The following is a 13779-nucleotide window of genomic DNA, read 5'->3' as shown; positions in this document are numbered from 1 at the left end:
CGATGCTACGAGACGGCGAGGTCCGCCAGGTCCAAGCGAGTCGTGGTGCTGTCGAACGGGAAGCCGGTGACCCCGTCGCGGACCGCCGTCGTGGTGGTCGCCGTGTAGAGCCACTCGGCTGCGGCGTCCTCGCTGACGATCTTCGCCGCCTGCTGCAGGGCGCGCACCTTCTCGGCCTGGTCGGTGGTCACCAGCGAGGCCGCGTAGAGCCGCTGGACCTCCGGGTTGTCGTACCCGAAGTAGTAGTCCGGGTTCGCCCAGTTGCCGAAGTCCCGCGCCTCGGTGTGGTTCACCATGCTGAGGTCGAAGTCCTTCTTCTCGAACACCGAATCGAGCCAGGTCGCGAAGTCGACGCGCTGCACCTTGAGCGTGATGCCGACCTCAGCGAGCTCGGAGGTCAGGACATCGCCGATCGCCGTGGGGTACACGTTGGCGTAGGTCAGGGTGAGCGTCGGCTTCGTGACGCCGGCCTGCCGCAGGAGCTTCTTCGCCGCGGCGGGGTCGTACGCGTCGATGTCGGTCAGGTCCTGGTAGCCGGGGTCGAGCGCGGGGATCGGGCCGCCCTGCTCCACGCCGCCGCCGCCGATGGCCTTGATCACGGCTTTCGGGTCGATGGCCTGCCGGATCGCCCTGCGGACGCGGACGTCGTCGAAGGGTGCCTTCTGGTCGTTGAACGCGAGCGTGTACTTGTCGGTCGTCTTGCCGGTGTGCAGTGTGACGCCGGAGGTGTCCTGCAGCTGGCTCTTCAGCGTGCCGTCGACCGCGGTCTCGACGTCGAGGTCCCCGCCGGCCATCGCGTTGACGGCCGTCGACGGGTCGGTGATGTACCGGAAGACGACCTTCGCCACCTTCGCCTTCGCTCCCCAGTAGTCCGGGTTCCGGCGGAAGGTGAGCGAGTCGCCCTGCTTCCAGCTGGCGACCTCGAACGGCCCGGTGCCGTTGGCGGTCTTCGTCCGGTCGTTGTCGGCCGCCTGCTCGAGGACCAGGCCCGCGCGGCCCGTGAGGTTCCAGAGCAGGTCCGAGTCCGGCTTCGAGAGGGTCAGCGTGACGGTGTCGTCCCCGGTGGCGGCCACAGTCTCCACCGCGGCGAGGTCGTCCGCGTCGACGTACGACTCGTGCGCCTTGACGTCCTCGAACGACCAGACGACGTCCTTCGCGGTGACCGGCTCGCCGTCCTGGAAGGTCGCACCGTCGCGCAGCGTGAACGTGTAGGTCAGGCCGTCGTCGGACACCTCGTGCGAGGACGCCAGCACGTCGCGGACCTTCCCGTCCGCGGTCCGTCCGACGAGCCCCTGGTAGACGTTGTCGATGAGCACCTGATCGAGCGCGTTGCCGGACTGGGTGCGGATGTCGAGGCTGGTCGGTTCGAGCACCAGGCCGACCCGGACCGTCCCGTCGGCGCTGCCCCGGGTGTCGTCGGAGCCGCCGGAGCAGCCGGTCAGGGCGACCGAGGTCGCGACGACGAGGGCTGCCGCGGCCAGGGCGGTGCGGTGGAGCGGACGCATGCTGGGTTCCTTCCCGGAGCCAGACCCACGAGGGCCGGGACGAGGGCGGCGCGACGACGGTCGTCAGCGACGCTCGGACGAGGCTACCGGGCGGCCGGGCACCGGCGGTGTCAGGTCTCGGACGAAGTCTCGGGGGGTTCTTCGACGCCATCCAACAAGCCGTGAGCCGTCGCCCATTCCCGGATCGCGTCCGCGAGGGCGAGCGGCGCCTGCGTCTGCACGGCGTGCCGCGACTCCACCGTCACGATCGTGGCGTCCGGCAGCCGCTCGGCGAACACCTGGTGCAGCTTGGGGGAGACGTACCCCCGGTCACCGCGGACGAGCAGCAGCGGGACGTCGAGCTGCTCGAGGTCCGGCCACGCGTCCGCGAACCGCCCGACGGACGACGTGCGACCGCCGAGGTGCGGGAAGTGGTGCCGCCGCACGAGTCGTCCGTCGGCGCCGAGCCGGGTCGAGTGGCGCGCCTCCCGGAGGAGTGTCGCCTCGTCCCCACCGACTCGCGCGGCGATCGCCCGTTCGACGACCTCGTCCAGGCTCGCGAACGGCTCCTCGGACTCCAGGGCACGGGCGATCCGGTCGACGGCCCGCTGCGCGAAGTCCGGGGACATGTCGACGAGCACGAGCCCGGTGACCCGCTCGGGTGCGAGGGCGGCGAGCCGCGCGGACAGGATCGCACCGAGTGAGTGGCCGACGACGAGCCCCGGCGGCACGTCGAGGGCGTCCAGGGCGGCGAGGACGGTCGGTGCCGTCGCGGTCGCCGCGTAGTCCGCGTCCTCCCGCCAGGCCGAGCGGCCGTGCCCGGGCAGGTCGAGCGCGACGGCCGGCTGGTCGATCGCGACCGCGGTCTGGTCGAAGCTGTGGGCGTCGATGCCGAGCCCGTGCAGGTAGGTGATCCGCGCCTCCCGTCCGACTGCCGGCGGGCTGGTGCGCGACCAGCGGATCGCGGAGACCGTCCCACCGCCGTCGGTACGGACGTCCTGCCGGGAGGCGCGGAGCGGCTCGGTCACGCCGCTCGCGGCCGCCAGGGCGGGGACGTCGGCGAATTCGTCATCGTGCTCGGACACCCGACCAGTGTCGCAGTGCCTCGCGCCCTTCTGTCGTTAGGTTAGGCATGCCATACTCGAGGTGTGGCAGCCCGGTACCGTGTCTTCTCCGTCCGTGTGGCCGCCGTCACGTCGCTCACCCCGCACTTCGTCCGGGTGACGCTGACGGGCGATGAGCTCGCGGACTTCTCGGCCGTCGGTCTCGACCAGCGCATCAAGGTGCTCCTGCCGCTCGAGGGCCACGGGTTCTCGGACCTGCCCGAGGGCCAGGACTGGTTCGCCGCGTGGCGTGCCCTGCCGGACGCGACCCGGAACCCGATCCGCACCTACACCGTCCGCTCGTTCCGGCCCGACGCCCACGAGCTCGACATCGACTTCGTCGCCCACGGGGACGCCGGCCCCGCATCGCGGTGGGTGTCCGCGTGCCGCGTCGGTGACGAACTGCGGATCGTCGGGCCGAGCGTCCCGGAGTCGCCCGCCGACCTGCCGTCCGGCGCTGCCGAGTTCTCGCCCGGGTCCGCGAACCGGATCCTGCTCGCCGGGGACGAGACCGCCGCGCCCGCGATCTGCGCCATCCTCGAAGCCCTCGACGTCAGCGCCGTCGGACACGTCTTCATCGAGGTCCCGACCGACGCCGACCGGCTGCCGGTGTCGGCGCCCGCCGGGGTCGAGGTCCGCTGGATCGCCCGCAACGGCGCCTCACACGGGGCCCGGATGACGGACCACGTGCACGCCTGGGCCTCGACCGTGGCACCGGACCCGCTCGTCGTCGACCGACGCGCTGCGGCCGCGGCCGAACTCGTCGACGTGGACGTCGACGAGCAGGTGCTCTGGGACGTCCCGCGTGAGGACGACGACCTGCCCGTGTACGCCTGGATCGCGGGGGAGGCCGGCTGCGTCAAGGAGCTCCGTCGTCACCTCGTGCGGAGCATCGGCCTGGACCGGAAGCAGGTCGCGTTCATGGGGTACTGGCGGCACGGCAAGGCGGAGTGTTGAGTCCTGCCGGTCGTCCGGCCACCGTCCTCACCCCGGAGGCGCCGGTCACCGCGCTCGGAGCCCGGGGGCTCCGGCTCGGGTACGACGACCGGGTGGTCGTGCAGGACCTCGACGTGGACGTCCCGGACGGCGAACTGACCGTCATCGTCGGGCCGAACGCGTGCGGCAAGTCGACGCTGCTCAAGGCGCTGGCGCGGACGCTCAAGCCCTCGGCCGGTACCGTGTACCTGGACGGCCGGCCGATCACGTCGTACCGCCCGAAGGCCGTCGCCCGGCGGGTCGCGATGCTGCCGCAGACGCCGATCGCCCCGGACGGCATCACCGTGCGGGACCTCGTGGCCCGAGGACGGTTCCCCCACCAGGACCTGCTGCACCCCTCCAGCGGGACCGATCGACAGGTCGTGCAGGCGGCCCTGGCGCAGACCGACATCCTGGGGCTCGCCGACCGTGGCGTCGACGAACTCTCCGGCGGGCAGCGGCAGCGGGTGTGGATCGCGATGGTGCTCGCGCAGCAGACCGACATCGTGCTGCTCGACGAGCCGACGACGTTCCTCGACATCGCGCACCAGTACGACGTGCTCGAACTGGCGTCCACGCTCCACGCCGCCGGGCGCACGGTCGTCGCGGTGCTGCACGACCTCAACCAGGCGGCCCGCTACGCCACGCACATGATCGCGATGCGGGACGGCGCGATCGTCGCGCAGGGGACGCCGGCGTCCGTCGTCACCGAGGAACTCGTCGCGGACGTCTTCGGGCTGCCGTGCGTGGTCGTGCCGGATCCGGAGACCGGGACGCCGCTGGTCGTCCCGCGCCGCGTGCGCTGAGCCGGGCTGCCGCGTGCGCTGAGCCGCGCTGCCGCGCCCGGCTCGGGTCCGTCGAGTGGTCACACATCCTCGTTCTCAGCGTCGCGGAACGACCGAACGTGACCGGTCGGCGGATCGGTTCCGGGGTGTCCTGACCGTTCGGCGCGAGGACGATGCCCGGTTGTCCTCTGCCGGGCGCTCAACCGAATCGGCGGCGCAGAACGGCACCGCACAACGGAAACCGGCTCGAACCGCGGGATCCCGTGGTTCGAGCTGGTTGCTGTTGTGCGTGGCCGGGCGGCGACGGGCGGCGGGCAGCGCCGGCCGAGCCGGGTGCCGAGCGCGGGCAACGCGGGTCAGCGGTAGCCGCCGTCCTCCAACCCGGCCTCGACCTCGAAGCGGTTGCGGAGCGGGTCCCGCCCGGAGATCCCGTAGAGGAGGGGCATGAGCATGCCGTAGCGGCGCCACTGGTCGACGTGCACACGCTCGTGCCGCAGGACCCGGTCGCCGTCGTTGTCCCGCGTCAGGTAGACCGAGCCGACGCAGGTCCCACCGCGCCGGAAGACCCAGCGCGGCAGTCCCCGGCAGACGATCAAGCCGTCGACGACCCGCACGGGTCCGGACGACAGCGGCAACCCGATCGCCAGGCCCACGGCGGTCGCGAAGAGCCATCCCGCGCGGGACACCGGCGAGTCGACGAACGGGTTCCGCATCGGCTACTCGGGGCGGCCGTAGGTCTCGAGCAGGCGCAGCCAGATCTCGTTCATGGTCGGGTACGCCGGGACCGCGTGCCAGAGCCGGTCGACCGGGACCTCGCCCACGACCGCGACGGTGGCGGCGTGCAGCATCTCGGCGACGTCCTGCCCGACGAAGGTGACCCCGACGACGACCCCGCGGGACTCGTCGACGACCATCTTCGCCCGGCCGGTGTACCCGTCCGCCTGCAGTGCCGAGCCGGCGACGCTGCCCAGGTCGTACTCGACCGCGCGGACGTCGATGCCCTGCTGACGCGCCTGCTCCTCGGTGAGGCCGACGCTCGCGACCTCGGGGTCGGTGAAGGTGACCTGCGGGACCGCGGCGTGGTCCGCGGTGGCGACGTGCGCGCCCCACGGCTCGGCGTGCACCGGACGGCCCTGGACCCGTGCCGCGATGACCTCGCCGGCTGCGCGGGCCTGGTACTTGCCCTGGTGGGTGAGGAGCGCTCGGTGGTTGACGTCGCCGACGGCGTACAGCCAGTCGGTGCCGGTGACGAGCATGGTGTCGTCGACGTCGAGCCACTCGCCGTCGGTCAGCCCGACGGAGGAGAGCCCGAGGTGCTCGGTGCCGGGCGCGCGGCCGGTCGCGGCGAGGACCTCGCTCGTGACGAGGGTCGTGCCGTCGTCGAAGGTGGTGGTGACCAGCCCGTGCTCGTCGCGGTCGACGCGGGTCGGGTTCACACCGGTGCGGACGTCGATGCCCAGCTCCCGCATGCCGTCGGCGACGAGTTCGCCCGCGAAGGGCTCCATGCCGCCGAGGAGACCGTGGCGGGCGGCCAGCGTCACCTTCGCGCCGAGGGCTGCCCAGGCGGTCGCCAGCTCGGAACCGGCGACGCCGCCACCGATGACGAGCAGGCTCTCCGGGACCTCCTGCGCACTGGTGCCCTCCCGCGTGCCCCACGGCTTCGCCTCGGCCAGACCCGGGACCGGCGGCAGGGTGTGTACCGAACCGGTGACCAGGGCGACGGCGTGTGCGGTGTACGTGGTGCCGTCGACCTCGATGGTCTTCTCGCCGGTGATCACGGCACGGCCCCGGATCAGTGCGATGTCGGCGGACTCGAGCCACTGCACCTGCGATGCGTCGTCCCAGTTGCTCGTGAACGAGTTGCGGCGTGCGAGCACGGCGGCCGCGTCGACGTCACCGGTCACGGCTTCCGCCGCGCCAGCCACGCGCTTGGCGGCGGCGACCGCGTGGCTGCTGCGGAGCAGTGCCTTGGACGGCATGCAGGCCCAGTAGGAGCACTCACCGCCGACGAGTTCGGCTTCCACCACGGCGACCGTCAGGCCGCGCTTGTGGGCGTAGTCCGCCACGTTCTCGCCGACAGCGCCGGCTCCGATCACGATGAGGTCGTAGTCCGTCATGTGGCCGAGCGTAGCCTTCGCCGGGCGGTCATCGGCCGGGAGCGGTGCGCCCGGTGGAGAACCGGACCCGACGGGTGCGTCAGGCCGCGCGCGCCGCGGTGGACAGGGCGCCGACGACCCGCAGGATCACGCCCAGGTCCTCGACGGCACGGCTCGGGTCGACCGGGGCGAACCCGGTCAGGGCTGCTCCGACGAGCCGTCGTCCGTCCGCGGCCGCCTGGACCAGGGCGACGAGGGCTGCGCCGTCGATGCCGAAGGGGACCGGTTCGAGCAGCCCGTCGACCTGCGAGGGGTCGAGGACGTCGAGGTCGACGTGCACGAACACGCTGCCGGCACCGGTGCGCTCGACCGCGGCACGGACGGTGTCCGGGGTCGCCGCGTCCACGTCGAGGTGGGTGATCCCGGCCCGGTCCAGAGCGGCCGCCTCGGCGGGCTCGGTGCCGCGCGTGCCCGCGACCACCACCGACGACGCCGGGACGACCGGCAGGTCCGGGAACAGATCCGACGGCCTGTCGACCAGGAGGCGCAGCGCGGCCGTCTCGGCCGCGACCGGCTGGGCGCGGTTCAACGCCCGGAACCCGCTCGACCCGGAGAGGCGCACCACGGCCGTGTCCGCCCCGACCAGGACGGAGGCGCCGAGCACGCTGGACCCGTCGCCGCCGATCACGAGGACGGCTTCGGTGGCGACAGCCGCCTCCGCGGCGACGGAGCCGGAGACCGTGAGCACCGAGGTGTACCGCGCGACCGCGGTGTCGAGGCGGTCGCCGGCACCGGTCGGCACGTCGATCGTGGTGGTCGCCGTGCGGGGGAGGTCCGCTGCGACGGCGGCTGCTCCATCCGCGAGCCGCATGGCGCGCGACGACGCCGAACCCTGCCACTGACCGACCACGATGAAGCGCATCCTGTCAGTCTGTCAGGCGGGTCCGACGTCGTCCGGAGCAGTCGTCGTGCGTGTGCCGGCCCGTCGGGGTCAGACCGTCGGGCCGCCGGACTTCAGGGCGGCGAGACGGGCTTCGACCTCGGCGTCACGGCCGACGTCCTCGAGGCTCTCGAACTGTGCGTCGAGACTGGAGGCCTGCAGCTCCTGCTGACCGATGACCTTCGCCTCTTCACGGCGGACCTTCTCCTCGAAGCGGGCCAGGTCACTCGTCGGGTCGGTGATGTCGATGTTGCCCAGGGCGTCGTTGACCTTCGACTGCGCCTCGGCGGTCTTGGCACGGGCGACGAGGGTGTTCCGCTTCGACCGGAGCTCCTCGAGCTTCTGCTCCATGCCGGCGAGACCCTGCTTGAGCTTCTCGACCTGCTCGTTCTGCGTGGCGAGTGGTGCGGCGTTGTCCTGAACCTCTTGTTCAGCGGCGATCTGCTTGCCGATCGCGATCTTCGCGAGGTTGTCGAACTTGTCGGCATCCGAGGCCTTGCCCTCGGCGCGGTACCTGTCGGCAGCGGCGGAGGCGTTCGCGGCCTTCTGACCCCACTCCTGCGCGGCGCGGACGTCCTCCTCGTTGTCCTGCTCGAGCAGGCGGAGGTTCCCGATCGTCTGCGCGATGGCGCTCTTGGCGTCCGCGATGTTGTTCGAGTAGTCGCGGACGAGCTGGTCGAGCATCAGCTGCGGGTCCTCGGCGTTGTCGATCAGCTGGTTGATGTTCGCCCGGACGAGTGTGGAGATGCGGCCGAAGATGGACTGCTTTGCCATTGCTGGTTCCCTTTCGTGGATGCACTGCTGGTTGGTCGAGAGGTCTGGTCAGAACCGGCCGCCGCCGGAGAAGCCGCCGCCGCCGAAGCTGCCGCCACCGTAGCTGCCGCCGCGCCCGCCGAGCAGACCGCCGAGGACGATGCCGGTGACGAGTCCGCCGAGCTGTGCGCCACCGCGGCCGCCACCCATGCCCCCGCCGGCACCGGGCCATCCGCCCATGTCGTTGTTCGCCTCGTCGACGGCCGCGGCCGCGTACTGCTCGGCCGCACGGGCCGCCTGCAGCGCACGCTGTGGGTCGGTCACAGCGAGGTCGAGGGCGTCGTCGAGCGCGCGTTCGGCCTCGGACAGACGGGTGCGCGCGGTCGAGCCGACACCACCGCGGTGCACGGTGACGTACTGGCGGGCCTGGGTGATCCGGCTCCGGGCGTCCCGCAGTGCGGCGTCGAGGGCCTGGGTCGCGCGGCGGTGCTGCTCCTCGGCGGTGCGGGCGCTGGCGAGGGCCGCGTCGATGTCGGTGTTCGCCTTGGTCAGTGCGTCGACGGCGCCGACCGGGTCGCGGGGGTCGACGTCGGCGCGGAGGACCCGCTGCGCCCGCGCCACGGCGGCGGCCAGGTCTGCACCACCGGTGGTGAGGGTGCCGGCGGCGGCGAGGTCCCCCTCGATGTCGGCGCGCATGGCCTCGGCGCGGCTCGCGGCGTCGGCGAAGGTGGTCTCGGCCGCGGTCACGGCACCGGTGAGCTGCTGCACCTGAGCCAGTGCGTGCTGGCCGTCGCGGACGGCGACGACCGCTCCGCCACGGTCACCGGCGGCGAGGGCCGTCCGGGCTGCGGCGGCGCGCTCGTCGGCGTACCGCAGGACCTCGCCTGCCTGGTCGACGTTGTCGGCCACGGTCGCGAGGGTCCGGCCGGTGTAGGCGCTCCGGACGCGCTCGAGAGCGGCACGGGCTGCGTCGACGGCGGCGGGAGCCGCGGTGAGCGACGTCGTGAGTTCGGCGGAGGCGGTGTCCACCGTCTCCTCGAGCGCCCGGAGCTGGTCGAACGCCTCGGTCTGGGACTCGATCGCCGCGTGGGCCTGCTCGCACGTCGCGATGATCTGGTTCGACCAGTCGACGCGCTGCTGGGCGCTGTCCGGGACCTCGTCGTCGAGCTGCTGTTGGAGGGCGAAGGCCTTGCGGACCTCGCGTCTGGCGATCGCGACGGTGTCGGCGAACGGCTTCGCGGCGTCGTCGCCGAACTGGGCCGCGGCGAACCCGACCTCTTGCTCGGCGGTGCGGATCTCGTCGTCGATCGTGACGAGGGCGCCACCGGCTCGGCGTTCGAGCTCGGCGAGGGTCTGCTCCTGCTGCTCGCGTGCCGCGGCCGCGCGGCGCCTGGTGCGGGTACGGATCACCAGGACCGCGACGACGGCGGCGAGCACGGCGAGGCCGAGCAGGATCCACAGCCAGGTCAGGTCGGCGGGCTGCTGGCTCTGCTGGAGTCCGGCGGCGAACGCGGTCGCGGCGGCGGCCCACTGCCCCTGCTTCAGCCGGGGGAGCAGGTCCGAGTCGACCGCGGTCTCGACGTCGCCGGAGCTGATGGCGGTCTCGTTCGTCTGCTGGACGTCGTAGTTCCGCTCGTCGACCGCGACGGACAGCAGGATGCCGTCCGTCTCGATCTGGTTCCGCTGCAGCGTCGCCGCGCCCCATGCCGTGTGGTCGGTCGGGTCGGTGAACGACGGGACGAAGACCACGTAGAGCTGCGTCTGCGTGTCCTGGTAGAGCTCCTGCACGGCCTGCTCGACGTCGGCCTGCTGCGCGTCGGTCAGTGCGCCGGCGTCGTCGACGACGTAGGCGCTGCCGATGTCGACCGGTGCCGTGGCCTGCGCTCCCGCTGCGGGGAGCACGACGAGCGCCACCGCGGCCACCGCCGAGACGATCCCCGACAGCAGCCGCGTCACCCTCGCCGAACCGAGGTCCGTCCTGCTTCCGACCGCGCGCATCCGTCCTCTTTCCGTGGTCCTGTCGACCTGGTCCGTGGCCGTCGCCCGGAGTCTATCCAGGCACCCGCTGGACCGGCCCGGGCTGTGGACAACTCGGTCAGGAGGCGTCGACCTGTACCCCGTCTCGCCTCCGTGGCTCCGAGCCGGATGCGGACGATCCGGGAGGCGTGTCCCCCGAAACGGGGTATGGTGAGTCCACGTCAACGAGGAAGGGGTCCAGCAATGGAGCGAGCGACCACCGCAGAAGTCGTCCCACTGGAGGACGGGTACCACCGCGTGTCGACACCGCTGAGCGGTGTGATCGGGTTCGTCCGCGAGAGCGACGGCCGGTACGAGGTCCTCCGTGGCCGCGTCCGCCAGGCCACCCGGTCCGAAGGCAAGTACGCGACGATGAACGTCGCACTCATCGCCCTCACGCACGCCTGAAGGGCTCCGTGTCGGACGGTGTCGTCGTCCGCGTCCTGACCGGACGTGGGACACGCGCCGCCGACCGGGAGGCCCTGGTCGCGTTCGTCGCGGACGTCACCGACACCGCCGAGGCGCTGGTGCGTGTCGTGCGTCGGTGCGCGCACTGTGGGGCGGCCGACCACGGCCGTCCGGCAGCCGTCGTGGACGGTCACGACATCCGCGTGAGCCTGTCGCGGACGACGGGCGTCCTCGCACTGGCCGCCGTCCCGAGCACGACGAGCCCCGACACGATCGTCCCGAGCGCGATCGTCCCGAGCGCGATCGTCCCGAGCGCGATCGGCGTCGACGTCGAACGCCCCTCCCGCGTCACCGCCGCCGAGCTCGACGCCTTCACGCCGGGGGAGCGTCAGCGGGCCGAACGGTCCGGGTCCGCCGCCGTCCACCTCACCGCGTGCTGGGCCGTGAAGGAGGCCGTCCTGAAACGGGACGGTCGGGGCCTCCGCGTCGACCCGACCGAGGTCAACGCGGTGCTCGGGTGCATCACGCCCGAGCCCAGCGGGCACACCGCGCGCTTCGACGGCCTCGTGCAACCGGTGACGGTCCTCCGGCTCGACGACGACCTCGTGCTCGCCGTCGCGGCAGGCAGCGCCCCGGTCACGGTCCAGGACCGACGCGTCGGGCTGGTCATCGACCAGGAGAGCGCCCACCGAGGCGTGGCGCTCAGCGCCCGGGAACGACCCCGGCCATCAGGCGGCGGCGGCGTTCGCTGAGGAGCGACACTCCTCCGGCGGCCGTCCCGCGACTGACTCCGCGGCGATGCCGCGGAGGCGCGCGAGGCGATCGTGGGTAGCGGTGAGGTCCTCGATCTGGCGTCGGATGCGATCGCTCTCCTCGTCGAAGTGGTCGAGCATCGTCGACGTGGCGACCCCGGTGTCGAGGAAGGGCAGGAGTTCGATGATCCGGCGGCTCGGCATGCCCGCTGCGTAGAGCATCTGCATGAAGCGCACACGCGTGACGTCGGACTCGCGGTACTCCCGGTGTCCTCCTGCGGTCCGCTCGGACGCGAGGAGGCCTTGTTCCTCGTAGTACCGCAGCGACCGCACGCTGACGCCGGCCTGTTCCGCGAGTGCACCGATCCGCATCCTCGACTCCCGGGCTTGATCCTCACGCTGATGTCAGGTTCTACCGTAGCGGCATGAACATCTCTGGAGCCACTGCCCTCGTCACCGGCGCGAACCGCGGGATCGGACGCCACCTCGCCGCCCAGCTGGTCGCACGCGGGGCCAAGGTGTACGCCACCGCCCGCCGTCCTGAACTGATCGACCTCGAGGGCGTCGAGCCGCTCGCCCTCGACATCACCTCCCCGTCGTCCGTCGCAGCCGCCGCCGCGGTCGCGACCGACGTCGACCTGTTGATCAACAACGCCGGGATCGCCACCACGGCGACCCTGCTGGGTGATCTGGACGCGGCGCACGCCGACATGGACACGAACGTCTGGGGCACCCTGTCCGTGATCCGGGCGTTCGCTCCCGTCCTGTCCGAGAACGGTGGTGGGAGCATCGTGAACATCGCCTCGGGCGCCTCCTGGCTGGCCATGCCGGGCGCCTCCGCCTACGCGGTGTCGAAGGCTGCCCTGTGGAACATGGGCAACGCGTTGCGGCACGAGCTGGCCGGACAGGGGACATCGGTGATGTCCGTGCACCTCGGCATCGCTGACACGGACATGGCGGCGGGAGTCCCGCTGGCGAAGACCGACCCGGCGGACGTGGCGCGCGCGACCCTCGACGGGGTGGAGCGCGGCGTGTACGAGGTCGTGGTGGACGAGCAGACGGCGTTGGTCAAGCAGATGCTCGCCCGTGACCCCGAGGAGTTGTACGCGGTCCTGGCCCAGATGCTCGCGGGGGAGACGCGGCCCCGGGACTAGGGCAGTTCCGGCACCCCGGGCTCGTCGATCCACGGTCCGATGGCGAGCAGCACGTCCTCGGGCGTCCTGCCGGCCGCCGCCGCGAACGCCCCGACGACGTCGGGCGTCGCGACCGTCCCGTGGCGGTGCCGTTCGGTGATGGTCCGGAGCCCCGCGGTGAAGGCCTGGTCACCGATCGTCCGACGGAGGGCGTGCAGGGCGATCGCCCCACGCTTGTAGACGCGGTCGTCGAACATGTCCCGAGCGCCCGGGTCGGCGACCACCAGGTCCTGCGGCTGGTCGAGCAGGCCGGCCCGGTGCTCGGCGGCGAGCACGTCCGCCGAGGCACCGCCGCGGTGCTCGGACCAGAGCCACTCGGCGTAGCAGGCGAAGCCCTCGTGCAGCCAGATGTCCCGCCACTGCCCGAGGGTGACCGAGTTCCCGAACCACTGATGGGCGAGTTCGTGGGCGATCAGCCGGTCGGTCCCGTGTTCGCCGTCGACGTGGTTCCGGCCGAAGACGGCCAGGCCGTGTGCCTCGAGCGGTATCTCGAGCTCGTCGTCGGTGACCACGACGCCGTAGTCCGCGAACGGGTACGGGCCGAAGCGGTCGGTGAACAGGGCGATCATGTCCGGCACCCGTCCGAAGTCGGTCTTCACCGCCGCGGTCAGGTCGGCCGGGTGGTGCAGCGTGACCGGGACGTCGCCGCCGCGGATCGTCGTCGTGCGGTAGCGGCCGATCTGCACCGTGGCGAGGTACGACGCCATCGGTTCGGTGACGGCGAAGGTCCACCGGCTGCCGCGTGCGGTGCGGTCACGGCCGAGCAGTGCCCCGTTCGCGACGACGTCGTACCCGGCTTCGCAGGTGAGCTCGATCCGGTAGGTCGCCTTGTCGTCGGGCCGGTCGTTGCAGGGGAACCACGACGGCGCACCGATCGGCTGGCTGGCGACGATCACGCCGTCGGTCAGCTCCTCCCACCCGAGCGTGCCCCAGGGGCTCCGGAGCGGTCGGGGTGCGCCGCGGTAGCGGACGTGCACGGTGAACTCGGCTCCGGCGGGGATCGGCGTCGCGGGCGTGACGGTCGTCTTGTGGGTGCCGACGGAGACCTTCTTCGCGCGGACACCGTCGACGTCGACCCGGTCGACGGACAGCCCGTGCAGGTCGAGGACGACCCGGTCGAGCGCTTCGTTCGCCACCGCAGTGACGGTCGCGGTCGCGTCCAGGCGGTTCGTGGCGACGCGGTAGTCGAGGTGCAGGTCGTGGTGGCGGCTCGACCAGCGTCGGTCGCCGCTGTGCGGGGTGTACGGGTCGGCGGAGGGGTCGGTCTGCTTCAC

At 72.2% G+C, this 13779-nt stretch carries 14 protein-coding genes; 5 read left to right on the top strand and 9 right to left on the bottom strand.

Translation table 11 applies throughout. The annotated features are described in order from the left end of the window. Positions 1 to 5: 5 nt before the first annotated feature. Both DEJ31_RS02220 and DEJ31_RS02215 read right to left on the bottom strand, forming a co-directional pair. A complete protein-coding gene (locus tag DEJ31_RS02220) occupies positions 6 to 1505 on the bottom strand; it encodes an ABC transporter substrate-binding protein (RefSeq protein WP_111121092.1) in 1500 nt (499 codons plus the stop codon). A 110-nt stretch (positions 1506 to 1615) separates the two neighbouring features. Beyond that, complete coding sequence (locus tag DEJ31_RS02215) at positions 1616 to 2569, bottom strand: alpha/beta fold hydrolase (RefSeq protein ID WP_111043808.1); 954 nt, start codon at positions 2567 to 2569, stop codon at positions 1616 to 1618. A gap of 63 nt (positions 2570 to 2632) precedes the next feature. Here DEJ31_RS02215 and DEJ31_RS02210 point away from each other — a divergent pair, with 63 nt between their 5' ends. After that, complete coding sequence (locus DEJ31_RS02210) at positions 2633 to 3544, top strand: siderophore-interacting protein (RefSeq protein ID WP_111043807.1); 912 nt, start codon at positions 2633 to 2635, stop codon at positions 3542 to 3544. Beyond that, entirely contained in the window at positions 3541 to 4368 is an 828-nt protein-coding gene (locus tag DEJ31_RS02205) for an ABC transporter ATP-binding protein (RefSeq protein WP_111121091.1), read from the top strand. Before DEJ31_RS02210 ends, DEJ31_RS02205 begins: the two co-directional genes overlap by 4 nt. Before the next feature lie 335 nt (positions 4369 to 4703). Here the strand turns inward: DEJ31_RS02205 and DEJ31_RS02200 are convergent, their stop codons facing one another. From DEJ31_RS02200 to DEJ31_RS02180, 5 genes are all read right to left on the bottom strand, one after another. Then, entirely contained in the window at positions 4704 to 5060 is a 357-nt protein-coding gene (locus DEJ31_RS02200; protein WP_110902120.1) for a Fe-S oxidoreductase, read from the bottom strand. A 3-nt stretch (positions 5061 to 5063) separates the two neighbouring features. Further along, on the bottom strand, positions 5064 to 6464 hold the full coding sequence (locus DEJ31_RS02195; RefSeq protein ID WP_111043805.1) for an NAD(P)/FAD-dependent oxidoreductase: 1401 nt from the start codon (positions 6462 to 6464) through the stop codon (positions 5064 to 5066). A gap of 79 nt (positions 6465 to 6543) precedes the next feature. After that, on the bottom strand, positions 6544 to 7365 hold the full coding sequence (locus tag DEJ31_RS02190; RefSeq protein WP_111121090.1) for an arginase family protein: 822 nt from the start codon (positions 7363 to 7365) through the stop codon (positions 6544 to 6546). Between the two features lie 69 nt (positions 7366 to 7434). Beyond that, complete coding sequence (locus tag DEJ31_RS02185) at positions 7435 to 8157, bottom strand: PspA/IM30 family protein (RefSeq protein ID WP_110902123.1); 723 nt, start codon at positions 8155 to 8157, stop codon at positions 7435 to 7437. Positions 8158 to 8205: 48 nt separating this feature from the next. Beyond that, a complete protein-coding gene (locus DEJ31_RS02180; RefSeq protein WP_111121089.1) occupies positions 8206 to 10134 on the bottom strand; it encodes a TPM domain-containing protein in 1929 nt (642 codons plus the stop codon). Between the two features lie 222 nt (positions 10135 to 10356). Here DEJ31_RS02180 and DEJ31_RS17055 point away from each other — a divergent pair, with 222 nt between their 5' ends. Both DEJ31_RS17055 and DEJ31_RS17050 read left to right on the top strand, forming a co-directional pair. Beyond that, positions 10357 to 10560 (top strand): hypothetical protein, encoded by a 204-nt coding sequence (locus tag DEJ31_RS17055; protein WP_111043803.1) that lies wholly within the window; start codon positions 10357 to 10359, stop codon positions 10558 to 10560. A gap of 8 nt (positions 10561 to 10568) precedes the next feature. Next, positions 10569 to 11312: a 4'-phosphopantetheinyl transferase superfamily protein gene (locus DEJ31_RS17050; protein ID WP_181433436.1), complete on the top strand. Its 744-nt coding sequence runs from the start codon at positions 10569 to 10571 to the stop codon at positions 11310 to 11312. Here DEJ31_RS17050 and DEJ31_RS02170 read toward each other — a convergent pair. Further along, a complete protein-coding gene (locus DEJ31_RS02170; RefSeq protein WP_110902126.1) occupies positions 11289 to 11684 on the bottom strand; it encodes a MerR family transcriptional regulator in 396 nt (131 codons plus the stop codon). The two genes, DEJ31_RS17050 and DEJ31_RS02170, sit on opposite strands and share 24 nt — an antisense overlap. 53 nt (positions 11685 to 11737) lie before the next feature. Here DEJ31_RS02170 and DEJ31_RS02165 point away from each other — a divergent pair, with 53 nt between their 5' ends. Then, the gene (locus DEJ31_RS02165; protein WP_111121088.1) at positions 11738 to 12466 is read left to right on the top strand and encodes an SDR family oxidoreductase; all 729 of its coding nucleotides are present in this window, start codon (positions 11738 to 11740) and stop codon (positions 12464 to 12466) included. On the opposite strand, the gene DEJ31_RS02160 is transcribed toward DEJ31_RS02165, so the two are convergent. Further along, a complete protein-coding gene (locus DEJ31_RS02160) occupies positions 12463 to 13779 on the bottom strand; it encodes a M1 family metallopeptidase (RefSeq protein ID WP_258366083.1) in 1317 nt (438 codons plus the stop codon). The genes DEJ31_RS02165 and DEJ31_RS02160 overlap by 4 nt on opposite strands.

The sequence above is a fragment of the Curtobacterium sp. MCPF17_031 genome (assembly GCF_003234035.1).
Lineage (GTDB): Bacteria > Actinomycetota > Actinomycetes > Actinomycetales > Microbacteriaceae > Curtobacterium.
This window is presented reverse-complemented; position numbering and strand designations above follow the sequence as displayed.

Bases quoted from the DNA above. Each gene is read 5' to 3' on its own strand.
- DEJ31_RS02200 (WP_110902120.1), bottom strand. From the start codon at position 5,060: ATGCGGAACCCGTTCGTCGACTCGCCGGTGTCCCGCGCGGGATGGCTC.
- DEJ31_RS02185 (WP_110902123.1), bottom strand. From the start codon at position 8,157: ATGGCAAAGCAGTCCATCTTCGGCCGCATCTCCACACTCGTCCGGGCG.
- DEJ31_RS02165 (WP_111121088.1), top strand. From the start codon at position 11,738: ATGAACATCTCTGGAGCCACTGCCCTCGTCACCGGCGCGAACCGCGGG.
- DEJ31_RS02220 (WP_111121092.1), bottom strand. From the start codon at position 1,505: ATGCGTCCGCTCCACCGCACCGCCCTGGCCGCGGCAGCCCTCGTCGTC.
- DEJ31_RS02190 (WP_111121090.1), bottom strand. From the start codon at position 7,365: ATGCGCTTCATCGTGGTCGGTCAGTGGCAGGGTTCGGCGTCGTCGCGC.
- DEJ31_RS17055 (WP_111043803.1), top strand. From the start codon at position 10,357: ATGGAGCGAGCGACCACCGCAGAAGTCGTCCCACTGGAGGACGGGTAC.
- DEJ31_RS02180 (WP_111121089.1), bottom strand. From the start codon at position 10,134: ATGCGCGCGGTCGGAAGCAGGACGGACCTCGGTTCGGCGAGGGTGACG.
- DEJ31_RS02195 (WP_111043805.1), bottom strand. From the start codon at position 6,464: ATGACGGACTACGACCTCATCGTGATCGGAGCCGGCGCTGTCGGCGAG.
- DEJ31_RS02170 (WP_110902126.1), bottom strand. From the start codon at position 11,684: ATGCGGATCGGTGCACTCGCGGAACAGGCCGGCGTCAGCGTGCGGTCG.